At 71.3% G+C, this 23,607-nt stretch carries 26 protein-coding genes and 1 riboswitch; of the genes, 12 read left to right on the top strand and 14 right to left on the bottom strand.

Annotated elements, in window-relative coordinates; genetic code table 11:
• The first annotated feature begins 13 nt into the window (after positions 1-13).
• Positions 14-853, top strand: coding sequence for an SDR family oxidoreductase (locus tag ABFJ78_RS06660; RefSeq protein WP_436384838.1), 840 nt, complete (start codon positions 14-16; stop codon positions 851-853).
• On the opposite strand, the gene ABFJ78_RS06665 is transcribed toward ABFJ78_RS06660, so the two are convergent.
• Positions 850-1,653, bottom strand: a complete 804-nt coding sequence (locus tag ABFJ78_RS06665; RefSeq protein ID WP_436384840.1) for an ion transporter — start codon at positions 1,651-1,653, stop codon at positions 850-852. The two genes, ABFJ78_RS06660 and ABFJ78_RS06665, sit on opposite strands and share 4 nt — an antisense overlap.
• Before the next feature lie 59 nt (positions 1,654-1,712).
• Entirely contained in the window at positions 1,713-2,540 is an 828-nt protein-coding gene (thiD, locus tag ABFJ78_RS06670) for a bifunctional hydroxymethylpyrimidine kinase/phosphomethylpyrimidine kinase (protein WP_436384841.1), read from the bottom strand.
• A 105-nt stretch (positions 2,541-2,645) separates the two neighbouring features.
• Between thiD (ABFJ78_RS06670) and ABFJ78_RS06675 the strand changes: the two genes are divergently transcribed.
• Positions 2,646-3,656 carry a phosphatidylinositol-specific phospholipase C domain-containing protein gene (locus ABFJ78_RS06675; protein WP_436384842.1) on the top strand — a complete coding sequence of 337 codons (1,011 nt, stop codon included), beginning with the start codon at positions 2,646-2,648 and terminating at the stop codon, positions 3,654-3,656.
• On the opposite strand, the gene ABFJ78_RS06680 is transcribed toward ABFJ78_RS06675, so the two are convergent.
• A complete protein-coding gene (locus tag ABFJ78_RS06680; RefSeq protein ID WP_436384844.1) occupies positions 3,653-4,576 on the bottom strand; it encodes an NADP-dependent oxidoreductase in 924 nt (307 codons plus the stop codon). The genes ABFJ78_RS06675 and ABFJ78_RS06680 overlap by 4 nt on opposite strands.
• Before the next feature lie 91 nt (positions 4,577-4,667).
• On the opposite strand from ABFJ78_RS06680, the gene ABFJ78_RS06685 reads away from it, so the two are divergent.
• Complete coding sequence (locus ABFJ78_RS06685) at positions 4,668-5,063, top strand: winged helix-turn-helix transcriptional regulator (protein ID WP_436384846.1); 396 nt, start codon at positions 4,668-4,670, stop codon at positions 5,061-5,063.
• Between the two features lies 1 nt (position 5,064).
• Here ABFJ78_RS06685 and ABFJ78_RS06690 read toward each other — a convergent pair whose 3' ends face one another.
• The 4 genes from ABFJ78_RS06690 to ABFJ78_RS06705 all read right to left on the bottom strand — a co-directional run bounded on the left by ABFJ78_RS06690 (position 5,065) and on the right by ABFJ78_RS06705 (position 8,796).
• Positions 5,065-5,259 (bottom strand): hypothetical protein, encoded by a 195-nt coding sequence (locus tag ABFJ78_RS06690; RefSeq protein ID WP_436384848.1) that lies wholly within the window; start codon positions 5,257-5,259, stop codon positions 5,065-5,067.
• Positions 5,260-5,300: 41 nt separating this feature from the next.
• A complete protein-coding gene (gene thiD / locus ABFJ78_RS06695; protein ID WP_436384850.1) occupies positions 5,301-6,101 on the bottom strand; it encodes a bifunctional hydroxymethylpyrimidine kinase/phosphomethylpyrimidine kinase in 801 nt (266 codons plus the stop codon).
• Entirely contained in the window at positions 6,098-7,732 is a 1,635-nt protein-coding gene (gene thiC, locus ABFJ78_RS06700) for a phosphomethylpyrimidine synthase ThiC (protein WP_436384851.1), read from the bottom strand. The genes thiD (ABFJ78_RS06695) and thiC overlap by 4 nt, the downstream gene beginning before the upstream one ends.
• Positions 7,726-7,847, bottom strand: a riboswitch (TPP riboswitch). (Overlaps the previous gene by 7 nt.)
• 37 nt (positions 7,848-7,884) lie before the next feature.
• Positions 7,885-8,796, bottom strand: a complete 912-nt coding sequence (locus ABFJ78_RS06705) for a S1C family serine protease (RefSeq protein ID WP_436384852.1) — start codon at positions 8,794-8,796, stop codon at positions 7,885-7,887.
• Between the two features lie 202 nt (positions 8,797-8,998).
• On the opposite strand from ABFJ78_RS06705, the gene ABFJ78_RS06710 reads away from it, so the two are divergent.
• Positions 8,999-11,164: a glycoside hydrolase family 15 protein gene (locus ABFJ78_RS06710; RefSeq protein ID WP_436384853.1), complete on the top strand. Its 2,166-nt coding sequence runs from the start codon at positions 8,999-9,001 to the stop codon at positions 11,162-11,164.
• Between the two features lie 258 nt (positions 11,165-11,422).
• Here ABFJ78_RS06710 and ABFJ78_RS06715 read toward each other — a convergent pair whose 3' ends face one another.
• On the bottom strand, positions 11,423-12,001 hold the full coding sequence (locus ABFJ78_RS06715) for a peptide deformylase (RefSeq protein ID WP_436384854.1): 579 nt from the start codon (positions 11,999-12,001) through the stop codon (positions 11,423-11,425).
• Between the two features lie 155 nt (positions 12,002-12,156).
• On the opposite strand from ABFJ78_RS06715, the gene ABFJ78_RS06720 reads away from it, so the two are divergent.
• Together ABFJ78_RS06720 and ABFJ78_RS06725 are read left to right on the top strand one after the other, a co-directional pair.
• Positions 12,157-12,465, top strand: a complete 309-nt coding sequence (locus tag ABFJ78_RS06720) for a DUF3263 domain-containing protein (protein WP_436384856.1) — start codon at positions 12,157-12,159, stop codon at positions 12,463-12,465.
• Positions 12,462-13,082, top strand: coding sequence for a LytR C-terminal domain-containing protein (locus ABFJ78_RS06725; protein ID WP_436384858.1), 621 nt, complete (start codon positions 12,462-12,464; stop codon positions 13,080-13,082). The genes ABFJ78_RS06720 and ABFJ78_RS06725 overlap by 4 nt, the downstream gene beginning before the upstream one ends.
• Positions 13,083-13,149: 67 nt before the next feature.
• Here ABFJ78_RS06725 and ABFJ78_RS06730 read toward each other — a convergent pair whose 3' ends face one another.
• Positions 13,150-15,417 carry an AAA family ATPase gene (locus ABFJ78_RS06730; RefSeq protein WP_436384860.1) on the bottom strand — a complete coding sequence of 756 codons (2,268 nt, stop codon included), beginning with the start codon at positions 15,415-15,417 and terminating at the stop codon, positions 13,150-13,152.
• Positions 15,418-15,422: 5 nt separating this feature from the next.
• Positions 15,423-16,046 (bottom strand): nitroreductase family protein, encoded by a 624-nt coding sequence (locus ABFJ78_RS06735; protein WP_436384861.1) that lies wholly within the window; start codon positions 16,044-16,046, stop codon positions 15,423-15,425.
• 28 nt (positions 16,047-16,074) lie between these two features.
• On the opposite strand from ABFJ78_RS06735, the gene ABFJ78_RS06740 reads away from it, so the two are divergent.
• Positions 16,075-16,719, top strand: coding sequence for a TetR/AcrR family transcriptional regulator C-terminal domain-containing protein (locus ABFJ78_RS06740; RefSeq protein ID WP_436384862.1), 645 nt, complete (start codon positions 16,075-16,077; stop codon positions 16,717-16,719).
• On the opposite strand, the gene pssA is transcribed toward ABFJ78_RS06740, so the two are convergent.
• Both pssA and ABFJ78_RS06750 read right to left on the bottom strand, forming a co-directional pair.
• Entirely contained in the window at positions 16,687-17,637 is a 951-nt protein-coding gene (gene pssA / locus ABFJ78_RS06745) for a CDP-diacylglycerol--serine O-phosphatidyltransferase (RefSeq protein WP_436384863.1), read from the bottom strand. The genes ABFJ78_RS06740 and pssA overlap by 33 nt on opposite strands.
• A 3-nt stretch (positions 17,638-17,640) precedes the next feature.
• Positions 17,641-18,366, bottom strand: a complete 726-nt coding sequence (locus tag ABFJ78_RS06750; protein WP_436384865.1) for a phosphatidylserine decarboxylase — start codon at positions 18,364-18,366, stop codon at positions 17,641-17,643.
• Between the two features lie 247 nt (positions 18,367-18,613).
• Between ABFJ78_RS06750 and ABFJ78_RS06755 the strand changes: the two genes are divergently transcribed.
• Entirely contained in the window at positions 18,614-18,832 is a 219-nt protein-coding gene (locus ABFJ78_RS06755) for a hypothetical protein (RefSeq protein ID WP_436384867.1), read from the top strand.
• A gap of 40 nt (positions 18,833-18,872) precedes the next feature.
• Here the strand turns inward: ABFJ78_RS06755 and ABFJ78_RS06760 are convergent, their stop codons facing one another.
• The gene (locus ABFJ78_RS06760) at positions 18,873-19,157 is read right to left on the bottom strand and encodes a GlsB/YeaQ/YmgE family stress response membrane protein (protein WP_436384868.1); all 285 of its coding nucleotides are present in this window, start codon (positions 19,155-19,157) and stop codon (positions 18,873-18,875) included.
• A 72-nt stretch (positions 19,158-19,229) separates the two neighbouring features.
• Here ABFJ78_RS06760 and ABFJ78_RS06765 point away from each other — a divergent pair, with 72 nt between their 5' ends.
• Together ABFJ78_RS06765 and ABFJ78_RS06770 are read left to right on the top strand one after the other, a co-directional pair.
• Positions 19,230-19,796 carry a helix-turn-helix domain-containing protein gene (locus ABFJ78_RS06765; protein ID WP_436384870.1) on the top strand — a complete coding sequence of 189 codons (567 nt, stop codon included), beginning with the start codon at positions 19,230-19,232 and terminating at the stop codon, positions 19,794-19,796.
• Positions 19,793-21,046 (top strand): MFS transporter, encoded by a 1,254-nt coding sequence (locus ABFJ78_RS06770; protein WP_436384872.1) that lies wholly within the window; start codon positions 19,793-19,795, stop codon positions 21,044-21,046. The genes ABFJ78_RS06765 and ABFJ78_RS06770 overlap by 4 nt, the downstream gene beginning before the upstream one ends.
• Here ABFJ78_RS06770 and moeA read toward each other — a convergent pair.
• Positions 21,000-22,193 carry a molybdopterin molybdotransferase MoeA gene (moeA, locus tag ABFJ78_RS06775; RefSeq protein ID WP_436384874.1) on the bottom strand — a complete coding sequence of 398 codons (1,194 nt, stop codon included), beginning with the start codon at positions 22,191-22,193 and terminating at the stop codon, positions 21,000-21,002. The genes ABFJ78_RS06770 and moeA overlap by 47 nt on opposite strands.
• A gap of 74 nt (positions 22,194-22,267) precedes the next feature.
• Between moeA and ABFJ78_RS06780 the strand changes: the two genes are divergently transcribed.
• Positions 22,268-22,945, top strand: coding sequence for a TIGR00266 family protein (locus tag ABFJ78_RS06780; RefSeq protein ID WP_372670208.1), 678 nt, complete (start codon positions 22,268-22,270; stop codon positions 22,943-22,945).
• The gene (locus tag ABFJ78_RS06785) at positions 22,945-23,568 is read left to right on the top strand and encodes an AIM24 family protein (protein WP_436384876.1); all 624 of its coding nucleotides are present in this window, start codon (positions 22,945-22,947) and stop codon (positions 23,566-23,568) included. The genes ABFJ78_RS06780 and ABFJ78_RS06785 overlap by 1 nt, the downstream gene beginning before the upstream one ends.
• Positions 23,569-23,607 lie beyond the last annotated feature (39 nt).

A 23,607-nucleotide genomic window follows, 5' to 3' on the forward strand; every position in this document is an offset into this window, starting at 1 on the left:
GAAGGAGCTGTTCATGATCGTGGTGACCGGAGCGACCGGGAACGTGGGACGGCCGCTGACGCGGGCGCTGGCCGAGGCGGGGCAGCAGGTGACGGCGGTGTCGCGGCACGCGGCGGACGTGCCGGACGGCGTCCGGCACGTGGTGGCGGACTTGGCGGAGCCCGCCGGTCTCGAGCCCGTGCTGGCCGGCGCGAAGGCGTTGTTCCTGTTGCTTTCCGGCGACCTGCACGCCGTCGGCGCGGACCCGGCCGACGTCGTGGCCCGCGCGGTGGGCGCCGGGGTCGGCCGGATCGTCCTGCTGTCCACGCTGGGCGTGGTGACCAGGCCCTTCGGCACGACGCGGGTCGCGATGCGCGAGCTGGAGGACGTGGTGCGGGATTCCGGCGTCGACTGGGCCGTCCTGCGGCCCGGCGGCTTCGCGTCCAACGCCTTGTGGTGGGCCGAAAGCGTCCGCACGCAGCGCGTCGTCGCCGCACCTTTCGGCGACATCGGCGTGCCGGTCATCGACCCGGTGGACATCGCCGAGGTCGCCGCGGCCTGCCTGGTGGACGACCGGCACACCGGCGGCGTCTACGAGCTGACCGGGCCCGAGGTGATCACGCCGCGCGGGCAGGCGGAGGCGATCGCCGCCGCGCTGGGCTCACCGGTGCGGTTCCACGAGCTCACCCGCGCCGAAGCCAAGGCGGGCATGGCACAGAGCATGCCGGCCGAGCTCGCCGACGACACCCTGGACATCCTCGGCTCGCCGAGCCCGGCCGAGGTGCGCGTCCGCCCCGGCGTCGAGCGGGTCCTCGGCCGGCCGCCGCGCTCCTTCGCCGAGTGGGTCACCCGCAACGTCGCCGCGTTCCGCTAAACGGCGGTCCGGCGCAGCTCGGCCAGCTCCGCGCGCACCGCGCGGAGCTCGTCGAGGATCTCCTGGTTCGCGGCAGCCTGGGCTTCGGCCTGCTTCTCCTCTTCCTCGCGGATGTCCTGGCGCAGCTCGTCCTCCATGCCGCTGACCACGACGGCGATGAAGAGGTTCAGCACCGCGAAGCTCGACACGAGGATGTAGACCACGAAGAAGATCCAGGCCATCGGCGCCTGGACCATGATCTCCTTCGCGATGTCCGGCCACGCCTCGCCGGTCATCACCTGGAACAGCGTGAACAGCGACGTGCCGAGGTCGCCGAAGTTCTCCGGCGAGATGCCGCCGAACAGCTTGGTCGCCATCACGCCGGCGACGAAGATGATCAGCGCGAGCAGCGCGGCGATCGACGCCATCCCGGGGATCGCGGCGAGCAGCCCGGAGACGACCTTCCGCATCGACGGCACCACCGAGATCAGCCGCAGCACCCGGAGCACGCGCAGCGACCGCAGCACCGCGAACGGGCCGGTCGCCGGGATCACCGCGATGCCGACGACGAGCAGGTCGAAGACGTTCCAGTTGTCCCGGAAGAAGGCGCCGCGGTAGGCGTAGAACTTCGCCAGCAGCTCGGTGACGAAGATGCCGAGCGCGACGTGGTCGAGGGCGTGCAGGAGGTCGCCGTAGCCGGCCATCAGGGACGTCGACGTCTCCATGCCGAGGGTGACCGCGTTGAAGACGATCACGGCGATGATGAAGTTCTGGAAGCGGCGGTCTTCGAGGACCTTCGCCACCCGCTCGCGTCCAGTCAAGGCCGCCCCCTGCTTGGTTCAAGGATCAGTAAACGCAGGGATGGTAACCGGGTGGGTACTCAGCGCTCCTCGGGTGCCAGCCGCCAGAAGGCGGACACCGGGCCGACCTTCGCGCCCATCGGGTAGGCGTGCTCGACCGCCCGCGAGACGAACCACTTGCCGTACCGCGCGGCCTCGACGACGGACATCCCCTTGGCGAGCCCGGCCGTGAGCGCCGACGCCATCGTGTCGCCCGCGCCGTGCGTGTGCGGTGTCGCGTAGCGCTTGCCCGGCAGCTCCACGAACGTCGAGCCGTCGAACAGCAGGTCCACGCACTCCGGGTCGGCCTGCAGGTGGCCGCTCTTGACCAGGACGTACCGCGGGCCCATCCGGTGCAGGACCACCGCCGCCGCGTGCATGCCCTCGCGGTCGGTCACCGTCATGCCGGTGAGGAGGCGAACCTCGTCCAGGTTCGGGGTGAGCACCGTCGCGCGCGGCAGCAGCTCGTCGCGCAGGGCGTGCAGACCGGCCTCGTCGAACAGCGGGTGGCCGTGCATCGAGGCGGCGACCGGGTCGACGACGAACGGGATCTTCTCGTCGCGCCCGATCTCCGCCTTGTCGCACGCCGCCGCGACGGCGTGGATGATCTCGGCCGACGCCAGCATGCCCGTCTTGGCCGCGCCGACGCCCATGTCCGCCGCGACCGCCTCGATCTGCCCGGCGACGATGTGCGGCGGCAGGTCGGCGCGGTCGTGCACGCCGAGGGTGTTCTGGACGGTGACGGCGGTGACCGCGACCAGGCCGTGCACGCCGCACGTCAGGAAGGTGCGCAGGTCCGCCTGCAGCCCGGCGGCGCCGCCGGAGTCCGAGCCGGCGATGGTCAACGCGGTCGGAAGGCTCGTCGTCATGGTGGTTTCCCGACTTCTGGTCTAGGCCAATCAGCCTCTTTTGCTTCATCAACAGTCAACCACGGTGAGACATTGTGAACGTTACTCACGTTCGAAGGAGCCTGGATGAAGCTCTTCTCGGTGGCCATCCTCACGGCGGCGCTCGTGCTCTCCGGGGCGACGGCCGCGCACGCGGACAGCCCGAAGCTCTCCCACGTCACGACGGTCGGCGTGCACAACACGTACGACCCGGCGGCCTACGACTACCTGGCCCGGGCGCTCGACGCCGGCTCGTCGCTGATCGAGCTGGACGTCTGGCCGGACTTCTTCACCCACGAGTGGAAGGTCAGCCACTCGAACCCGTTGGGGAACAGCAACAACTGCGTCGCGGCCACGTCGGCGGCGCAGCTGTACACCGGCGGCAAGAACAAGAACCTCGAGTACTGCCTCGACGACATCCGGATCTGGCTGGCCGCCCACCCGGGGCACACGCCGATCACGCTCAAGCTGGAGATGAAGACGGGCTTCTCGGACAACACCGGCATGGGCCCGGACGAGCTGGACGCCACGTTCCGCGCACACCTCGGCAGCGTCGCGTTCCGCCCGGCCGAGCTGCTCGGGAGCTACGCCACGCTCGACGACGCGTCCAAAGCGGACAACTGGCCGTCGGTGGACGCGTTGCGGGGCCGGGTGATCACCGAGATCATCCCGGGCACGGTGGAGGAGGGGAACCCGACCGACACGCTTCACACGGATGTCGAATACGCGCGGTACCTGGTCGGGCTCAAGAACGCGGGCAAGCTCGGCGACGCGAACATCTTCCCGACCGTGCACGGCGCGGCCGGCGGTGACCCGCGGGACAAGTACACCGCCGACCTCAAGCCGTGGTTCGTCGTGTTCGACGGCGACGCGAACGCGTGGGTGACGCAGACCGGACCGTGGTGGTACGACGCCAACCACTACTACCTGGTGATGACCGACGGGCAGAACGTCGCGCCGGCCATCGACGCCCACAACCCGACGGTCGACCAGGCCAACCAGCGCGTCGCCGACCTGGCGAAGCAGCACGCGTCGGTGGTCACCTCGGACTGGACCGGGTTGACGACGGTGCTGCCCCAGGTGCTCGCGCGCGGTTAGACGGTCAGCACGAGCTTGCCGGACACCCGGCCGGATTCACCCAGCTCGTGTGCCTTGGCGGCGTCTTCCAACGGGAAGGTCTGCTCGACGCGGACCTTCAGCTGACCGGCCTCGATGAGGTCCACGAGGCCGGTCAGCCCGCCGCGGTCCGGCTCGACGAGGATGCGGCTCGTCCGGACTTTCCGCTCGGCGGCAGCCTTTTCGACCCGGTCACCGACGCCGCTGGGCACGCCGATCAGCAGGCCGCCCTCCTTGATGCTCGGCAACCAGCGCAGGTCGCTGTCCTCGCCGACGAGTCCGAAGTAGACGTCCACATCGGACGTTGTCGTGTTCTCGTCGTGGTAGTCGATCGGTTCGTCGACGCCGAGTTCGCGCAGCAGGTCGTGCTTCTTGGCGCTGGCGGTGCCGATGACGTGCGCGCCGCGCGCCTTGGCGATCTGCACGGCCAGGTGGCCGACCCCGCCCGCGGCGGCGTCGACGAACACCCGCTGTCCTTCGTGGACGTTTCCGACGTCCACAAGTCCCTGCCACGCCGTGAGCCCGGCGAGGGGAAGCGCGGCGGCCTCGGCGAACGACAGCCCGGCCGGCTTGCGCACGAAGTGCCGCGAGGGTGCGGTGACGTACTCCGCGTAGGCGTTGGCCGGACGCGGGAACCACGGCATGCCGAGGACTTCGTCGCCTTCGCGGACGCCGGTCGCGCCGAAGCCGATTTCCGCCACGACGCCGGCGACGTCCCACCCGACGGTGAACGGCGGCTCGCCGAGGAACCCGCCGCCCGCGCGCACCTTCCAGTCGACGGGGTTGACGCCGGCGGCGTGCACCCGCACCAGGACCTCCGTCGGCCCGGGTTCCGGCCGCGGTGCTTCGGTGACGCGGAGCACCTCCGGCCCGCCGAGTGCCTGCTGGGTCACGATGCGCATCTCTTCACTCCTTCTGGTTCGGGTCGCCTCCTATACTCGGATCGTTCGTCACTTTTCGCCAGAAGGCACTTGTCCGTAAAGTAGGTACCTCGTGGAAACTACCTGTGACCAGGGTGGACCCTGGGACGTCTACCTCCGCAACTGCCCGTGCCGGGACGTGCTGGACCTGCTGGCCAACAAGTGGACGGCCCTGGTGCTGGGCGCGCTGGCCCGCGGCCCGCACCGCTTCGGCGAGCTGCGCCGCGCGGTCGACGGGATCAGCCAGAAGATGCTGACGCAGAACCTGCGCCAGCTGGAGCGCGACGGCTTCCTGACCCGCACGGTGTACCCGACCACGCCGCCGACGGTGGAGTACGCGCTGACGGAGATGGGCACGGAGGTCGGGGCGCACCTGATCGCGCTGAGCGCGTGGTCACAGGCGAACTTCGACCGCATCCGCTCGGCGCGCGAGGAGTACGACGGCCGCGAGCTGCAGCCGGTCCGCTAGCTCAGCCGCGTCCGCGCAGGACCCGGGCGCGGTGGTCGAGGAGCGACACGCCCTCGTGGATGCTCGGCGGCGGCGTGCGGCCGGACTTCTCGCGCAAGACGTGAACCGCGCGAACGTTGAGGCCCTTGCCCACCAAGGCGTCGAACTCCGCCCGCAGCTCTTCGGGCAGGGTCCGCCACAGCTCTTCGTCCGTCACCCGCCGAGTTTGGCGGGCGGAGCGACCGCTCCGCGAGCGATTTAGCGGTTCAGCACCCAGAACGGCGACACCGGGCCGACTCCCGCGCCGAGCGGGTAGCCCTCGGCCACACACCGCTCGATGAACTTCTTCCCGGCCGCCACCGCGTCCGGGACCGAAGCGCCCTTCGCCAGCCACGACGTGATCGACGACGCCAGCGTGTCGCCGCCGCCGTGGGTGTTCTCCGTGACGTACCTCGGGCCGGTCAGCTCGATGTACTCGCGGCCGTCCGAAAGCAGGTCCACGCAGTCCGGAGTCCCTTGCATGTGGCCGCCCTTGACCAGGACCCAGCGGGACCCGAACTCCAGCAACGCCTCCGCCGCCGCCCGCTGGGACGCCGGGTCCGTGACGGAAATCCCCGTCAGCAGGCCGACCTCGTCGAGGTTCGGCGTGATCAGCGTCGCGCGCGGGAACAGCTCCGTGCGGATCGCCTCCAGGGCGTCCTCGCGCAGCAGGGAATGCCCGGTCATCGACGCCGCCACCGGATCGACGACCAAGGGGAACTCGAAGCCGGTCTCGTCCAGGGTCTTCGCGACCGCGCGGATGATCTCGGCCGTCGCCAGCATGCCCGTCTTGGCCGCGTTGACGCCCATGTCCGACGCCACCGCCTTGATCTGCGCGGTGACGACGTCGGCCGGGATCTCCGTGAAACCCTGCACGCCCAAGGAGTTCTGGACGGTGACCGCGGTCAGCGCCACCAGCCCGTGGACGCCGTGGGCGAAGAACGTCCGCAGGTCCGCCTGGATGCCCGCACCACCGCCGGAGTCCGAGCCGGCGATGGTGAGGGCGGTGGGCGGTGTCACGGTTGCACCACGGGCAGGTAGACCTGGCCGCCGGACTCGGTGAACTCCGCGGACTTCGAAGCCATGCCGGCCTCGATGGCCTCCACAGTGGACAGACCGTGCTCCTCGGCGTACTTGCGGACGTCCTGCGTGATCCGCATCGAGCAGAACTTCGGCCCGCACATCGAGCAGAAGTGCGCCGTCTTGGCCGGCTCGGCGGGCAGCGTCTCGTCGTGGAACGAGCGCGCGGTGTCCGGGTCGAGCGAGAGGTTGAACTGGTCGTTCCAGCGGAACTCGAAGCGCGCCTTGGACAGTTCGTCGTCCCACTCCTGCGCGTACTTGTGGCCCTTGGCGAGGTCGGCGGCGTGCGCGGCGATCTTGTATGTGATCACGCCCGTCTTGACGTCGTCGCGGTTCGGCAGGCCGAGGTGCTCCTTCGGCGTGACGTAACACAGCATCGCCGTGCCGTACCAGCCGATCTGCGCCGCGCCGATGGCCGACGTGATGTGGTCGTACGCCGGCGCGATGTCCGTCGCGAGTGGACCGAGGGTGTAGAACGGCGCCTCGCCGCAGAGCTTCTCCTCGAGCTCGACGTTCTCCTTGATCTTGTGCATCGGCACGTGGCCGGGGCCCTCGATCATCACCTGGACGTCGTGCGAACGCGCGATGTGCGTCAGCTCACCCAGGGTTTCCAGCTCGGCGAACTGGGCGCGGTCGTTGGCGTCGGCGATCGAACCCGGGCGCAGGCCGTCGCCCAGGGAGAACGTGACGTCGTACTGCCGGAGGATCTCGCAGAGCTCCTCGAAGTGCGTGTACAAAAAGGACTCCTGGTGGTGCGCGAGGCACCACGCGGCCATGATCGACCCGCCGCGGCTGACGATCCCGGTGACGCGCCGCGCGGTCAGCGGGATGTAGCGCAGCAGCACGCCGGCGTGCACGGTGACGTAGTCGACGCCCTGCTCGCACTGCTCGATGATGGTGTCGCGGTAGATCTCCCACGACAGCTTTTCCGGTTCGCCGTCGACCTTTTCCAGCGCCTGGTAGATCGGCACCGTGCCGACCGGGACCGGCGAGTTGCGGATGATCCACTCGCGCGTCTCGTGGATGCGCTTGCCGGTGGAGAGGTCCATGATCGTGTCGGCGCCCCAGCGGGTCGCCCAGACCATCTTGTCGACCTCTTCCTCGACCGACGACCAGACGGCCGAGTTGCCCATGTTGGCGTTGATCTTCACGAGGAAGTTCTTGCCGATGATCATCGGCTCGGACTCTGGGTGCTTGCGGTTGACCGGGATCACCGCGCGGCCGCGGGCCACTTCGTCGCGCACGAACTCCGCGGAAACCCGTTCGCGGGCCGCGATGTACTCCATTTCGCGGGTGATGACACCCTGTTTGGCCCACCCGAGCTGGGTGTTGTGCTCGCGGCCGTCGGCCCAGCCGGCGCGCAGCCGGTGCAGTCCACTGTGGACGTCGACGGAAGCCTCGGGATCGGTGTACGGGCCCGAAGTGTCGTAGACGTCGAAGTGTTCACCGTTGGAGAGGTCGATCCGGCGCGCGGGAACACGCAGTCCGGATTCGGTCTGGTGATAGACCTTGTGCGAGCCCGTGATCGGGCCGGTCGTGACGGAGACGTCCTTGTTTTCAAGCGTCGTCAACGACTTTCACTCCCTACGCCGGCATTACCCGGTCAGGTTCATGCGGTCGGTGACGCCTGCGAAACGCAAGTCACCCTCTCAGCCCGCCATGGCGCGAGCTCCCGCGTTGGTGTTGTAACCCGACCATGCCACGCCGGAGCGCGATACTCAAGTCACCCGACCAACTCGGCCGGAGTGGCGTAGACGTCGACCATGGCTCCGTTGCGCAGCACGGTGATCGGCAGTGGGGTGCCGATCACCTCCGCGAACAGCTGCCGCTGGATGCCCTGGGCGTCGGAGACGCGGGTGCGGCCGACGGTCAGCACGAGGTCCCCGGCGCGCAGCCCGGCCCGGTCCGCGGGGCCGCCGGAGACGACTTCGCGCACCCGCAGGCCGGCCTGCTGCCCGGTGCGCTCGGCGACGTCGTCCGGCAGCGGCGCGGGCACGCCGACGACGCCGAGGTACGCGCGCCGCACCCGGCCCTCGACGACGAGCGTGTCGATGATCCGCCGGGTGGTCGCGTTGATCGGCACGGCGAGCCCGAGCCCGACGCCGGCGACGGCGGTGTTGACGCCGACGACGCGGCCGGCGGAGTCGGCGAGCGCGCCGCCGGAGTTGCCCGGGTTGAGGGCGGCGTCGGTCTGGATGACGTCTTCGATCACCCGGCCGGCCCGGCCGTGGCGCACCGGCAGGGCCCGGCCGAGCGCGCTGACGACGCCGGCGGTCACGGTGCCGGAGAACCCGAGCGGGCTCCCGACGGCCACGACGAGCTGCCCGACGACGAGCCGGTCGGCATCGCCGAGCTGCGCGGCCGACGGCGTCTCACCGCGCGCCCGCAGGACGGCGAGATCGGACAGCGGATCGGCACCGACGACGTCGAAGGGCACTTCGCTGCCGTCGGCGAAGGTGGCGACGCCGCGGCGGTGGTCGGCGACGACGTGGGCGTTGGTGAGCAGGTGGCCGTCCTCGGCGAAGACGACGGCCGACCCGCTGCCGCGCGCGAGCTGCACGCCGGCGACGTGCGGGGTGACGGTCTTCGCGACCGTGCTGACGGCGCGCGAGTAGGCGTCCATCGCGTCTTCCATGAGGGCACCTCGATTACACCGCTGCAGGTAATACAAGTGTGCGCTCGAAAACGACGATCCGGGGTTCGCCGTCGGTGAACCGCCGACCGGACCAGTGACGGTCAGTGGTTCACCGGATCGGACCATGCGCCGGTGAAGATTCGGCGGCAGACTCCCAAAGCGCTTCTGTAACGGTGCAGAAGCGATCTTCTGTGGGGTTGATATGCGCAAACTCATCTTCGGCGCCCTCGCCGGGCTGCTGGTCACCGGCCTGATCCCGGCGACCGCGGCAGCCCAGGGGCCGGCTCCCGGCGCGCCCGGGGCCCATCCCAGCTGGCTGCCCGCGAACAAGACCGGCTTCGGGACCGCCCACGACCGGTCCAGCAACGTCTGGTTCACTCTCCAGGGTGGGCAGATGTCCGAGGTCTACTACCCGGACCTGTCGACACCGAGCGTCCGGTCGATGAACTTCGTCGTCACCGACGGCCGCGGCTTCGCCGTCGCCGACTACACCGCCAAGTCGCAGCAGGTCCGGCGCACCGATGACGACAGCCTGACCTACGAGCAGACCATCACCGACGACCAGCACCGCTGGCGCCTGCGCAAGACGTACGTCACCGACCCGGCCGCCACGACGGTGCTGGTGGACGTCGACTTCCAGTCGCTCACCGGGCGGCCGTACCAGCTCTACGCGGTCGCCGACCCGGACCTCACCAACGACGGCTCGGACGACTCCGCCGCGCGCAAGGGCGACGCCGTCACCGCGCAGGACGCGACCAACGCCGCCGCGCTCACCGCCAAGCCCGCGTTCACGAAGACGAGCGTCGGCTACGCGGGCGCGTCCGACGGGAACACCCAGCTCACGAAGACCTTCAAGCTGGCGACGTACGACACCGCGTCGAACGGCAACGTCGTGCTGACCGGGCAGACGACCGCCGACGGCCTGCGGAACCGGCACGTCACCCTCGCGCTCGGCATGGGCGCGAAGGCCGCCGACGCGCTCGGCAGCGCGCAGGCGTCGCAGCGACGCGGCGTCCGCGACATCACGCGCGCCTACGACCGCGGCTGGCAGCAGTACCTCCGTGGCGTCAACAGGGCGCCGTCGTCGCTGAAGACCGATGCCGAGCGCGACCTCTACAAGGCGTCGATGCTGACGCTCGCCGCGAGCGAGGACAAGCACCACCCGGGCGCCTTCATCGCGTCGCCGAGCATGCCGTGGCGGTTCGGGAACAACGACCCCGAGTGGTCGCCGTCCGGCACCTACCACCTGGTCTGGCCGCGTGACCTCTACCAGATCGCGACCGGCCTGGCCGCCGGCGGCGACACGGCCGCGGCGAACCGCGCGGTGTCCTACATGTTCGGCACGCAGCAGCAGCCCGACGGGCACATGCCGCAGAACAGCCGCGTCGACGGCGTCCCGTACTGGACGTCGATCCAGCTCGACGAAACCGCTTTCCCGATCGTGCTGGCCCAGCAGCTCGGCCGGAACGACCTGTGGCCCGGCGTTCGCGAAGCCGCGGACTTCATCCTCGGTTACCAGGGGCCGAACGGGCAGCCCTCGCCGTACACGCAGCAGGAGCGGTGGGAGGAGCAGGACGGCTGGTCCCCGTCGACGATCGCGTCGGTGATCGCCGGGCTGGTCTGCGCGGCGGACATCGCGGCGCACAACGGCGCGGCCGCCGACGCCGCCCGGTACCTCGCCGCGGCCGACGAGATGAAGGCCGACCTGCCGAAGCAGACGATCACCACGAACGGGCCGCTGTCGAAGGACCCGTACTTCGTCCGCCTCACCAAGGACGCCAACGCGAACAACGGGACGACGTACAACCTCGGCAACTCGAGCGTGACCATGGACCAGCGCGCGGTCACCGACGCGGGCTTCCTCGACCTCGTCCGGCTCGGCATCTACCGCGCCGACGACCCGGTGATCCGCAACAGCGTGCGCGTGACGGACAAGGACATCGCGTTCACCACGCCGACCGGGCAGTTCTGGCACCGGTACACGAAGGACGGCTACGGCGAGCAGGCCGACGGTTCGCCGTGGGACTACACGTTCCCGGCCGAAAGCCGCACGACGTTCGGCCGGCTGTGGCCGCTGCTCGCCGGTGAGCGCGGGGAGTACGAGCTGACGCTCGGCGACCCGGCGTCGGCCGCGCGGCGGCTGCGTGACCTCGGCCGGGTGAGCAGCTCGGCGGAGACCATGCCGGAGCAGGTGTGGGACGAGAACCCGCCGTCGGGCCAGACCGGCTTCCCGGCCGGCACGCCGAACACGTCGGCGACGCCGCTGGCCTGGACGCACGCCCAGTACGTCCGGCTCGCCTGGGACGTCAGGGCGGGCTCGGCGCTGGAGACGCCGAAGGTGGTCCGCTGCCACTTCCTCGGCTGCTGAGTCTCAAGCGCCCCAATGTGGCCTTCGGTGCGTCTGACGCACCGAAGGCCGCCTTGGGTGCGTGTGACGCAACCAAGGCCACATTGGGGCGCTGGGGCGGGTCAGATGACGGCGCCGTCATCGGACCCGCCCACGCGCCCCAATGGGGCCTTGGTTGCGTCACCCGCACCCAAGGCGGCCTTCGGTGCGTCTGACGCACCGAAGGCCGCCTTGGGTGCGTGTGACGCAACCAAGGCCACATTGGGGCGCTTGGTCGGGTCAGATGACGGCGCCGTCGTCCTCGGGGGTCTTGGGCGGCAGCCACGAGTTGCCCGGGACGCCCCACTTGTTGTGCTTCAGCATCTTCTTCGCCGCGCGCGCGTGGCGGCCGACCAGGCGGTCGAGGTAGATGTACCCGTCCAGGTGGTCGGTCTCGTGCTGCAGGCAGCGCGCGAAGTAGCCGGTGCCCTCGACCTCGATCGAGTTGCCCTCGATGTCGGAGCCGGTCACCTTCGCCCACTTCGCGCGGCCCGTCGGGTACGACTCGCCGGGCGCCGACAGGCAGCCCTCCCAGTCGTCGTCCGGGTCCGGCATGGTCTCCGGGATCTCCGACGTCTCGAGCTTCGGGTTGACCACGACGCCCTTGTGCCGCACGCCTTCGTCGTCCGGGCAGTCGTAGACGAACACCCGCAGGTCGAGGCCGATCTGGTTGGCCGCGAGGCCGACGCCCTCGGCGGCGTACATCGTCTCGAACATGTCGTCCACGAGCGTGCGCAGCTTCTCGTCGAACTCGGTGATCTCCCGAGTCGGCTGGTGCAGCACGGGTTCGCCGGCGATCACGATGGGGTGGATGGTCACGGCGAGCCAGTTTAGTCGGACCCTTCTGGTAGACCTGCATCAGACCGTGACGCGCCGACGTCGATGCCCACGTCGGCGGCGGCTTCCGTGGTTGAATGGCGCCCGCGGAAGAGCAAGGTCTGATTCGCCATGACGCCCGATTGAGAGGGACTCGGATGGACGCCGCGGAGTCGATGGCTGAGCCGCAGCCGTCGCCGCCGAAGCCCGTGCCCGGCCTGACCGAACGCGAGGTCGAGATCCTCGCCTTCGAGCGCCAGTGGTGGCGGCACGCCGGGGCGAAGGAGAACGCCATCCGCGACCGCTTCGACTTGTCTGCCACGCGCTACTACCAGCTCCTCAACAAGCTGCTGGAGAAGCCGGAGGCGATCGAAGCCGACCCGATGCTGGTGAAGCGGCTGCGCAAGACCCGCGCCGCCCGCCAGCGCAAGCGAGGCGCCCGGCGACTGGGGATCGAGCTGAAATGAGCGTGTTTTCGGGAATGTCCCGGCCGATGAAGGCCGCGGGCGTCGCCTTGGTCGGCGTGGCGATCATCGCCGCGGTCGTCGGCGGCATCACCGCGCTGAGCGGGGACAACGGGTCCAACGAGGCCGGGCCGAGCGGCACGGCGACGCAGCCGGGCACGTCCGGCGGGACGTCGGCGCCGCCCACGACGTCGTCGACGGCCACCCCGCCGTCGACGTCGACTTCGGCTTCGCCCACGCCGCCGTCGCCGACCACCCCGGCGCCCGGCCAGCCCACGCAGGGGCAGCCCGGCCAGCCCGGTGACCAGCAGGCGTCCAACAAGTGGGTGACCGTCCGGGTGTTCAACAACTCGACGATCAAGGGATTGGCGGACCGGGCGGCGGAGGACTTCCGCGGCGGCGGCTGGAACGTCAACGAGGTCGCCAACTACTCCCAGGGCGTCATCCCGACGACGACGGCGTTCTACCGCCCGGGCACCGACGAGGAAGCCGCGGCCAAGCAGCTCGCGCAGGAGTTCGGCATCAAGGCCGAGCCCCGCTTCCCGGGCATCGAGAGCGCCAGCCCCGGCGTGATAGTGATCGTGACGAAGGAATACGAGTCGGGCCACAAGGGCAGCTGACCTCGCACTTTGCAACGCAAAGCCGCACTTTCCCCGAGAAAGTGCGGCTTTGCGTTGCAAAGTGGGGTCAGTCGCCGGCCTGCGTCTTCGCGTACGCCTCCAGGGCCGCGAGCTGGGCCGGGTCGAGGCTCGGGCGGACCGTCTTGCGGGCCGTCTCCAGGTGCGCCGCGGTGACTTCGCGGGCCTCCAGCGACTCGCGCATCGCCGTCAGCGCCGCCTCGCGGATCAGCGCCGCGCAGTCGGCCGCCGAGTAACCGTCCAGAGTGGACGCCACGGCGTCGAGGTCCACATCGGACGCGAGCGGCGTGTTCTTCGAGGTGGCCTTGAGAATGGCGGCGCGGGCTTCGGCGTCCGGCGGCGGCACGTAGACGCGGCGTTCCAACCGGCCCGGTCGCAGCAGCGCGGGGTCGACCAGCTCCGGCCGGTTCGTCGCGCCCAGCACGACGACCTCGCGCATCGGCTCGACGCCGTCGAGCTCGGTGAGCAGTGCCGCGACCACGCGGTCGGCGACGCCCGAGTCCGACGACTGGCCGCGGCGCGGGGCCAGCGCGTCGATCTCGTCCAGGAAGATCAGCGACGGCGCGGCCTCGGCGGCCCGGCGGAACAGCTCCCGCACCGCGCGCTCGGACTCGCCGACCCACTTGTCCATCAGCTCGGCGCCCTTGACCGCGAAGACGTTCAGCGCGCCGGTGCCGGCCAGCGCCCGCACGAGGAACGTCTTGCCGCCGCCGGGCGGGCCGTACAGCAGCACACCGCGCGGCGGTTCGACGCCGAGCCGCGCGAACGAATCCGGGTACCGCAGCGGCCACAGCACCGCCTCGGTGAGCGACTGCTTGACGTCGACCATGTTCCCGACGTCGTCCAGGGTCAGGCCGCCGGTGGCCAGGTTGTCCGAAGTGGACATCGAGACGGGCCGGACGGTGGCCAGCGCGTCCAGCAGGTCCTGCTGCGAGATGCGCGGCTCCTCGGCCTCGCGCTGGCGCAACGCGGCTCGCAGCGCGGCGTCGCGCCGCAGGGCGATCAGGTCCGCGGCGACGAAGCCGGGCGTCCGCTCGGCGAGGACGCCGCAGTCGATGCCGGTGTCGAGCGGGACGTCGCGGAGCAGGACGTTCAGCAGTTCGCGGCGCGTCTTCGCGTCCGGCAGCGCGAGGGACAGCTCGCGGTCGAGCAGGTCGGCGGCGCGCAGGCGCGGGTCGGCGGACTCCGCGCGGGCCGTCGTCGCGACGACGGCGAAGCGTTCGCGCCGCAGCGCCGTCCGCAGCTCTTCGAGGACGACGGTCGCGACCGGCGGCGGCGTGGCCGCGGGCAGCAGCGCGTCGACGTCGGTGAGGAGCAGCACCGTGGGCCCGTCGGCCGCGCGGACGGCTTCGCGCAGGCGGGCGACCGCGACGTTCGGGTCGAGAACGGCGAGGTTCGGCGCGGCCAGCGGCACCACGCGGATGTCGGCCTCGTTCGCCACCGACCGCACGAGCGTCGCCTTGCCGACGCCCTCGGGACCGGAGAGCAGGACGCCGAGGTGGGCGGGCGCGCCCAGCCGGGCCAGCAGCTCGGGGCGGTGGAACGCCAGGTCGAACCACTCGGCGAGCTTGCGCGCGGAGGCCTCGGCGCCGATCAGGTCGGCCAGCGGGACGACGGGTTCGACGGTCTCCTCGACGACGACTTCGTCCTCGACGATCTCGGCGTCGATCCACTCCTCGGCCGCGGTGACGGCGGAAGTGCGGACGAGCGCGGTCGCCGTCCGCGGCGCGGCGGGTTCCGGGGCGGGCCGCGCGCCGTCGCGCCAGACGACCACTGTGGACGGTCCGACCGCGACGGTGCCGGCGGGCTCGGTCGCGGTGACGGTGAGCAGCTCGTTGGTCCAGGTGGCGCCGATCGCCCGCGACAGCTGCCCGCGCAGGCCGGCCGGGTCGGATCCCGGCTGCGGCGCGAGGTCCTGCGGCAGCAGGGAGACGGCGTCGCCGACGGTGAGCACCTTGCCGATGAGGGCGAGCCGCAGCATGTGCGGGCTGACCGAGACGCTGGCCAGCCGCGAGCCGGCCACGGTGACGGTCTTGGCCGCGGCGACGTCCGCGGGCGCGACGACGACCTCGGAGCCCTCGGTGACGCCGAGGTTCGACATGGTGACGTCGTCGGTGAGGACGACACCGGGCACATCGGCCTCATCGGTGGGCGCGGCGAGGGCGGCGCTGACCCGGGCCCCGGTGAGGTGCACGGCGTCCCAGGCCCGCAGGCCGAGCGCGTCGAGGACTTCGGGGTGCAACCGGACGACGCCGCGGCGGGTGTCCAGCGCGGACGGCGTGTGCCGGACGGTCAGCGTGATCTGCGGGTGGCTCACGCCGTTCACCCTAGCGATGCGGAGCGGCCCCAGGCGTCGAAGTAGGTGATGTCTTCCACCGCCGCGCGCGCCGCCGGACGGAAGTCGCGCTGGGTCGTGTAGGCGACGGCGAGCAGGCTGATCTGCAGGACGTCGCCGGGGATGCCGAGCAAGGCGGCGACGTCCGCTTCGTGGTCCTGGAGGTGGTAGCCGCAGATCGAGCTGCCGAGGCCGCGGTCGCGCAGGGCCAGCTGGAAGCTCCAGATGGCGGGGTAGGCGGAGCCGAAGTACGCGGACTGCGTGAAGGCGTCCGCCGGCGGCCGGCCGATCATGCAGGGGATGGCCAGCACGGGCACGCGGTGGAGGTTGCGCACGAGGTGCTGGGCGGAGGCGAGGGCGCGCGCTTCGACAAGGTGGCCGTACTTCGCCCAGGCCGCTTCGGCGGTCTCGCGGTTGTAGGCGGCGATCGCGGCTTTGGTGTCCGCGTCGCGCACGAGCAGCCAGCGAAACCGATCGGCCATGCTGCCGGCGGCGGGGGCCTGCTGGGCAACGCGGAGGCAGTCGTCCACCACGTCCTGGGGGACCGCGCGGTCGAGGTCGAGCTTGCGGCGAACGGATCGGGTGGTGGTCAGTACGGTCTCGGCGTCCATACTTACAGTGTATGCGTACAGTGTAAGTATGGTCCTGAACCGTGAGAAAGTCCTGGACGTGGCCCTCCGGCTGGCCGACGAGCAGGGCTTGGCGGCGCTGTCGATGCGCAAGGTCGCGGCCGCGGCCGGCGTCGAGGCGATGTCGCTGTACAACCACGTCGAGAACAAGGGAGACCTGCTCGACGGGCTCACCGCGCGGGTCTTCGAAGAGGTGCCGCTGCCGGATCCCGCGTTGCCGTGGGACGCCCGGCTGCGGTCGCTGGCCGCCGGGCTGCACGCGAGCTTCACCCGGCACCCGGTGGTGGTCCGGGCCCTGGCGGCGCAGGACGCGAACCCACGCTCGGCGGGGGCGTTGCGGGTGATCGACGCGCTGCTGCGCGCGTTGCTCGACGCGGGCTTGACCGAGGAAGCCGCGGCCCGCAGCTACCGGTCGCTGCTGGGGATGCTGTTCGGCTCGGTGCTCACCGGCGCGGCCGCGGCCGGCGACGCGAAGGCCGAGCGCGCGGAGCCGGTGGTCGCGTACTTCCGCCGGATGGCGACGGCCGAGGAACTGCCGAGCCTGCGCCGCGTGCTGCCCGCGCTGGAGACGGGCGACTGCGTGCAGGACTTCGGCTACCAGCTGGACCTGCTGATCGGCGGGCTACTTGCGGCGCAGGCCGATCTGGCGCCATGAGCGGCGTCGCGGGCCCTGGCCGTTCTCCGAGGGGCCTCGGGGAGTCCGGACCGTCTCCCGCGGCAACCGGACCGCGCGCATCGCCGCGCCCGCCACTCGACGGCGCAGCGGGGGACGCAACCCCAGCCGGCGCGGCGACCGGGCCCGGCGGATGGCCCGGCGCTCGCGCGGCGGGACCGTCCACGCCTCCGGGTGCGCGGCCAGCCACCGGTGCCGGTACACCGAGTACGGGATGTGCGCCAAGTACAGGACCATCGCCGCGATCAGGGCGACCAGCGGGAACTGGATGATCGCCGCCGCCAGCAGGGCGACGCCGATCAGCAGCGGGGCGATCGCCTTCGCCGGGGCCTTGACCGTCTTCAGCGACAGCGTCGGGATGCGGCTGATCAGCAACGCCGCGATCGCGATCGTCCACGCCCACACGACGTACTGCGAGGACCACCACCCGGAACCCCACTGCAGGTACGCCACCAGCGGCAGCATCGCCAGCAGACCACCGGCCGGAGCCGGGACGCCGACGAAGAACTCGCTCGCGTACGGCGGCTGCTCGGTGTCGTCCAGCAGCGTGTTGAACCGGGCCAGCCGCAGGATCATGCAGACGGCGAAGATCAGCGACGCCACCCAGCCGATCCGGTCCGCGCCCGTCTGCCACACGTAGATGACCAGCGCCGGCGCGACGCCGAACGAGATGCCGTCGGACAGCGAGTCCAGCTCCGCGCCCATCTTCGACGTCGCGTCGAGGAGGCGGGCGATCCGGCCGTCCAGGCTGTCGAGCACCGCCGCGATGCCGATCGAGGCGATCGCCATCGCGTAGTTCTTCGTCAGCGCGAACTGCACGGCCGACAGCCCGGCGCACAGCGCGAGCACGGTGATGGCGTTCGGCAGCAGCCGGACGCCGGGGGTGGTCACGCGGACCATCGATCAGCCTTTCGCAGGCGCGGCAGGGAGTTCGGCGATCACGGTCTCGCCGCCGATCGTGCGCTGGCCCTTGGAGACCAGCACCGTCGAGCCCGGCGGAAGGTAGAGGTCGACCCGCGAGCCGAACCGGATGATGCCGTAGGTCGCGGCGGCGCCGACCTTGTCGCCCTCGCGGATCTCGCAGAGGATGCGGCGCGCGACCAGCCCGGCGATCTGCACGACGACGAGCTCGTGGCCGTCTTCGGTGCGCATCAGCACGGAGTTGCGTTCGTTGTCGTCGCTGGCCTTGTCCAGGTCGGCGGAGAGGAACTTGCCCGGCCGGTAGGCGACGCGCTCGATCACGCCGTTCGCCGGCACGCGCTGGACGTGCACGTCGAACACCGAGAGGAACACCGACACGCGCATCCGCGGCTCGGCCGGCAGGCCCAGCTCGGCGGGCGGGACGGCTTCCTCGATCAGCGACACGAGCCCGTCGGCCGAAGCCAGCGCGACGCCGTCGCGCGGCGGCGGGACCCGCTTCGGCTCGCGGAAGAACGCGGCGGTGGCCACGGTCGCGAGCGCCCCGACGAGCCCGAGGCGCTTGGAGAACCGGCGCGCGAGCAGCGTCGCGGCGACCCCGCCCGCCACGAACGGGCGGCCGGCCGGGTGCATCGGCGGCAGCGTCTCGCGGGCGAGCTGGAGGGCGTGCGCGACTGGGTTGCCGGCGGGCTCCGGCCGGGTGCCGCTCATGGTCGGGTCCCCTGGTTTCGTGTCGGAAGGAGGTGTCGGCGCCGGGGTCCGGCGGCCGCGTACGGGCGCCACCACGCTACCGCTGCCCCAGGCAGGGCTCGCCGCGTGCCCCTGGTCGGCTCCCTCGCGAGGGTGTCCCCGCAGCGGGTGGGAGGGGCCACATCCCGGTAACGCATGGTCGAATTCAGCGACAACTCTCAGTAGTTGACGCCGTTCGGGGCGCTGCCGAGAGCCTCGGGAGGGGACGATGACCGATCACCGCGATCCAGCCGACGCCCGCCTCGACGAGCTGTTCGGCGCGTGGCGGGCGGAGATCGACGAGGTGCCGCTGCCGACCCTGGTGGATCCGCTGCGCGCCGTCGACGTGGTGATCGAAGCGATGAAGGGGAACCGGGGCCGGGTGCATCCGCCCCCCGACGGCGCATGCACCCGGCCACCGGGAGATGCGCGTGAAGAAGCAGTTTAGCGGCTGATCGCCGGTTGATCACCGAATGTCCGAGTAAAAGTTACGAACGGTCACTCGGACGGCGGCCGACACCGGTTACGAGCCGCAGGATCGCCAGCAGCACGACGGCGCCGAGGATGGCCACGCCGAAGCTGGGGAAGTCGAAGTCGAACGTCTTCGACTGGCCGGTCGCGAGCCGGTAGAACAGCCCGCCCAGTGCCGCGCCGACCACGCCGACGAGCACGCTGACCAGGCAACCCTGCCGGCGCCGGTCCCGGCCGCCGACGACCAGGTTGGCGGCCCAGCCGACGATCGCCCCGAAGATCACCCATGCGACGAAACCCATGGCGGGAGCTTACGCGAGCGCTTGTACAAGAGCCATTGCACAAGAGCTCTTGTACAACTACTCTTGTGTGTCATGGTGAGGGAAGAGAACGTCCGGGAGATCCGGGACTCCAAGGCACTGGCCGCCATCGCGCACCCGCTGCGCCACCGGCTGCTGGACCTGCTGCACCTCGACGGTCCGGCGACGGCGTCGCTGCTGGCCGAGAAGACGGACCAGGCGGTGGGGAACATCAGCCACCACCTCAAGGTGCTGGCGGCCAGCGAACTCATCGAGGAGGCGCCCGAGCTGGCCCGGGACCGCCGGGAACGGTGGTGGCGGCGGACCTCCAGCGCGATCAAGTGGGGTGCGCAGGACTTCCCCGACGACCCGATCGCCGAGGCGGCCGAGGTGCTGACCCTCGACCACCAGCACGCGATCGCCCGCGAGTGGCTGGCCAAGCGCGAGACCTACCCGGCCGAGTGGCGCGGGGCGCTGTTCAGCATCGACGGCTGGAGCCGGCTGTCCGTCGCCGAACTGGCCGAGCTGAACGACCGGATCGTCGCCATGCTCGCCGAGTACCGCGACCGCACCCCGCCGGACGACGGCGTCGAACGCCGTCCGGTCTTCTTCGCCGCGCGGGCTTCGCTGGGTCAGCCGTGAAGGGGCTCTGGGGGAACAGGGACTTCCGGCTGCTCTGGACCGGCGAGACCACGAGCATGCTCGGCAGCATGGTCGCGAGCACGGCGTTGCCGCTGGTCGCGGTGGTCACGCTGCGGGCGAGCACCTTCGAAGTCGCGCTGCTGACGGCGGTCGCCTGGCTGCCGTGGCTGGTCGTCGGCCTGCCCGCCGGCGCGTGGGTCGACCGGCTGCCGAAGCGCCCGGTCATGCTGGTCTGCAACACGGTGTCGATGGCGGTGTTCGGCAGCGTCCCGCTCGCGGCCGCCTTCGGGGCGCTGACCATGCCCTTCCTGCTGGCCGCGGCCCTGCTCGGTGGCGTCGCGAAGGTGTTCTTCACCCTCGCCTACCGGGCCTACCTGCCCGTTCTCCTCGGCCAGGAGGACCTCCTGGAAGCCAACGCGAAGCTGCAGGGCAGCGAGTCCGCGACCCAGGTCGGCGGGCCCGGCCTGGCCGGGCTGCTGGCCCAGGCGTTCGGCCCGGTCAGTGGCATCCTCGCCGACGCGGTCAGCTTCGGCGTCTCCGTGCTGTGCGTGCGGGCGATCCGGGTGCGCGAGACCGTGGCCCCGGTGGCGCGGACGCCGTTGCGCAGTCAGATCGCCGAAGGCCTGCGGTTCGTCGCGGGCGACCGGTACCTGCGGTCGCTGATGGTCTTCAGCGCGGTGTCGAACCTCGCGCTGACCGGCTACAGCTCCATCCAGATCGTCTTCCTGTCCCGCACACTCGGCGCGGCGCCCGGCCTGGTCGGGCTGGTGCTCGCGCTCGCCGCGGCCGGCGGGGTCCTCGGCGCGGTGCTGGCCGGACGGCTCGGCGCGCGCTTCGGCACCGCGAGGGCGTTCCTCCTGTGCGAGGTGGCCGCGGCGCCGATGATGGTGCTCGGGCCGCTGAGCGGACCGGGCTGGCGGCTGTCGCTGTTCGTCCTCGGCGTGTTCGGCGTCTGCGCCGGTGTCGTCGCCTCGAACGTGCTGACCACGACGTTCCGGCAGCAGTACTGCCCGCCGGAGCTGTTCAGCCGGATCACCTCGAGCGCCTCGCTCGCCGCCTACGGCACGATCCCGCTGGCCGGCGTCCTCGGCGGCGTGCTCGGCGAAGTGATCGGCGTCCGCGAGACGCTCTGGGTGGCGTCCGTGGTGCTGGTCGCCGCGCTCCCGGTCCTCGCGCCCTTCCGGAAGCTGCGGGAGTTCCCGGTCAGAGCAGCAGGACGTCCACCTCTTGCCCTTCCTCGGCCGACGTGACGTCCTCCGGCAGCACGATCAGGCAGTTGGCCTGCGTGAACGCGGCCAGCAGGTGCGAGCCCGGCCCGCCGCGCGGCCCGACGACCCCGGTGACCTCGCGGTCGGACGGCGTGAACACGCCCCGGCGGTACTGACGGCGGCCGGCCGGCGAGGACATCGCCTCGAGCAGCCGGGCCCGCACGCGCCGGCGCGAGACGTCGGTGTGGCCCATGGCCGTCAGCAGCGCCGGGCGCAGGAACGCCTCGAACGACACGAGCACGCTGACGGGGTTGCCGGGCAGGGTCACGACCGGCACGCCCTGCCAGCGTCCGCGGCCCTGCGGCCCGCCCGGCTGCATCGCGATCTTCGCGAACTCGACGCCCTGGCCGGACAACGCGTCCTTCACCACTTCGTACGCGCCCGCGCTGACTCCGCCGGAGGTGACCAGCAGGTCGGCGTCGGCGAGCTTCGGCTCGATGACCTTGCGGAACTCCTCGACGTCGTCGACGACGCTGCGGACCACCTCGACCTCGCAACCGAGGCCGCGGATGGCCGCGGCGAGCATCACGCTGTTCGACTCGTAGATCTGGCCGTGCCGCAGCGGCGCGGGCGCGTCGATCAGCTCGGTGCCGGTGGAGGCGACCAGCACCCGCAGCGGCCGGTGCACCCGCACCTCGGCGAGCCCGACCGCGGCCGCCAGGCCCAGCTGGGAGTGCCCGAGGACGGTCCCGGCGTGCAGCGCGACGCTGCCGGCGACGACGTCTTCGCCGGTCCGCCGGATGTGCGCGCCCTCCTGGGCGGCCGCGGAGATGGTGACGGTCTCGGTCCCGCCGTCGGTGTCCTCGACCATCACGACGGCGTCCGCGCCGGGCGGCAGCGGCGCGCCGGTCATGATCCGGTGCGCGGTGCCCGGCTCGAGCGGCCGGACGTCGACCCGGCCCGCCGGGATGTCGTCGGCGACCGGCAGGGTCACCGGGGCCCGCGCGACGTCGGCGGCGCGGACCGCGTAGCCGTCCATCGCGGAGTTGTCGAAGGGCGGGAGGGACACGCCGGCCCGCACGTCCTCGGCCAGCACGAGGCCGGCCGCGGCGGCGAGGGGCAGGGCGGTCGCGGGAGAGGTGCCCAGGAGCGCGGCCACCTCGTCGCGGTAGTCGTCGACGGAGATCACCGGACCATCCTCCCCGCCATTCACGGTCGTGCAAGACTCTGCCCCGTTACGAGCACGTACAGGGGAGAGCACGCATGCAGGTCGGAGTCCGTCAACAGCCCTCGTTCGCCGTCGCGCGGCTGATGCTGGCGCCCGGGGAGCCGTGCCAGGTCGAGTCCGGCGCCATGATGGCCACCAGCTACGGCGTGCAGGTCCAGTCGCAGGCCCAGGGCGGGATCATGAAGGGCCTCGGGCGCGCGTTCCTCTCCGGCGAGTCCTTCTTCATCTCCACCTTCACCGCGCCGCAGAACGGCGGCTGGGTCGACGTCGCGGCCAACCTGCCCGGCGACATCCAGGTGATCACCCTCGACGGCCGCACCGGCTGGGCCGTCACCCGCGGGTGCTGGCTCGCGTCGTCGCACGGCGTGCAGACGGAGACCAAGTGGGGCGGGATGAAGAACCTGATGGGCGGCGAAGGCGGGTTCCTGACCCACGCCACCGGTCAGGGCCAGCTGCTCGTCTCCTGCTACGGCGCCGTCGAGACGATCACGCTGCAGCAGGGCGAGATGGTGACCATCGACACCGGGCACGTCGTCGCGTACGCCGACACCGTGCAGTACCAGATCCGGAAGGTCGCGACGGGCATCATCCAGTCCATGAAGAGCGGTGAAGGCCTCGTCTTCGACTTCGTCGGTCCCGGCCAGATCATGACGCAGACACGCAACCCGTCCGCGCTGATCAGCTGGATCATCTCCCACGTCCCGTCCCGCTGATGCGCGTCCAGACCCGGCACACGCCCGGCTTCGGCGTCGCCCGCGTGCTGCTCGACCCGGGCGAGTCGGTGCAGGCCGCGCCGGCCACGCTGCTCGCCAGCCGATTCGGCGTCACCGAGGCGCCGGCGGGCCGCGGCGGCGTCCGCGCGGGCAAGTCCGCGGCGACCGTCTACACCGCACCGGCCGACGGCGGCTGGCTCGACTTCGCGCCGCTGCGCCCCGGCGACGTCTACCCGCTCGACCTCGGCGGCGGCACGGGCTGGTCGGTGCACCGCGACGCCGTGCTGGTCCGGCCGTCGACGGTCCGGCACGACGCCGGCTGGGCGCCGCTGCAGCAGCTCTTCGGCGCCGACTCCGGGTTCCTCGAGCACTACAGCGGAACCGGGCCGCTCGTGCTGGCCGCGCCCGGCCCGGTGGACGCGTTCGAGCTCGGTCAGGGCGAGCTGGTCACCGTCCGGCCGGACTACCTGCTGGCCTACCCCGACAGCGTCCAGTGCCGGCTGCGGGCGCTCGATCCCGGCGGGCCGCAGTCGCTGCGCACGGGCGAAGGGCTCGCGGTCGACTTCGCCGGGCCCGGGACGGTGCTCGTGCAAGCGCGGAACAGACGCCTTTCTTCGACGTGATCTTCAAACGAATTGCCCATTGCCGAGGGCAATAATTCC

It is taken from the genome of Amycolatopsis sp. MEPSY49, assembly GCF_051337345.1.
Lineage (GTDB): Bacteria > Actinomycetota > Actinomycetes > Mycobacteriales > Pseudonocardiaceae > Amycolatopsis.

Excerpts from the sequence above, each read along its gene's own strand:
- ABFJ78_RS06660 (WP_436384838.1), top strand. The coding sequence starts at position 14 with ATGATCGTGGTGACCGGAGCGACCGGGAACGTGGGACGGCCGCTGACG.
- thiD (WP_436384841.1), bottom strand. The coding sequence starts at position 2,540 with ATGACGACGAGCCTTCCGACCGCGTTGACCATCGCCGGCTCGGACTCC.
- ABFJ78_RS06675 (WP_436384842.1), top strand. The coding sequence starts at position 2,646 with ATGAAGCTCTTCTCGGTGGCCATCCTCACGGCGGCGCTCGTGCTCTCC.
- ABFJ78_RS06680 (WP_436384844.1), bottom strand. The coding sequence starts at position 4,576 with ATGCGCATCGTGACCCAGCAGGCACTCGGCGGGCCGGAGGTGCTCCGC.
- ABFJ78_RS06705 (WP_436384852.1), bottom strand. The coding sequence starts at position 8,796 with ATGGAAGACGCGATGGACGCCTACTCGCGCGCCGTCAGCACGGTCGCG.
- ABFJ78_RS06710 (WP_436384853.1), top strand. The coding sequence starts at position 8,999 with ATGCGCAAACTCATCTTCGGCGCCCTCGCCGGGCTGCTGGTCACCGGC.
- ABFJ78_RS06720 (WP_436384856.1), top strand. The coding sequence starts at position 12,157 with ATGGACGCCGCGGAGTCGATGGCTGAGCCGCAGCCGTCGCCGCCGAAG.
- ABFJ78_RS06725 (WP_436384858.1), top strand. The coding sequence starts at position 12,462 with ATGAGCGTGTTTTCGGGAATGTCCCGGCCGATGAAGGCCGCGGGCGTC.
- ABFJ78_RS06735 (WP_436384861.1), bottom strand. The coding sequence starts at position 16,046 with ATGGACGCCGAGACCGTACTGACCACCACCCGATCCGTTCGCCGCAAG.
- ABFJ78_RS06740 (WP_436384862.1), top strand. The coding sequence starts at position 16,075 with ATGGTCCTGAACCGTGAGAAAGTCCTGGACGTGGCCCTCCGGCTGGCC.
- pssA (WP_436384863.1), bottom strand. The coding sequence starts at position 17,637 with ATGGTCCGCGTGACCACCCCCGGCGTCCGGCTGCTGCCGAACGCCATC.
- ABFJ78_RS06750 (WP_436384865.1), bottom strand. The coding sequence starts at position 18,366 with ATGAGCGGCACCCGGCCGGAGCCCGCCGGCAACCCAGTCGCGCACGCC.
- ABFJ78_RS06755 (WP_436384867.1), top strand. The coding sequence starts at position 18,614 with ATGACCGATCACCGCGATCCAGCCGACGCCCGCCTCGACGAGCTGTTC.
- ABFJ78_RS06760 (WP_436384868.1), bottom strand. The coding sequence starts at position 19,157 with ATGGGTTTCGTCGCATGGGTGATCTTCGGGGCGATCGTCGGCTGGGCC.
- ABFJ78_RS06765 (WP_436384870.1), top strand. The coding sequence starts at position 19,230 with ATGGTGAGGGAAGAGAACGTCCGGGAGATCCGGGACTCCAAGGCACTG.
- ABFJ78_RS06780 (WP_372670208.1), top strand. The coding sequence starts at position 22,268 with ATGCAGGTCGGAGTCCGTCAACAGCCCTCGTTCGCCGTCGCGCGGCTG.
- ABFJ78_RS06785 (WP_436384876.1), top strand. The coding sequence starts at position 22,945 with ATGCGCGTCCAGACCCGGCACACGCCCGGCTTCGGCGTCGCCCGCGTG.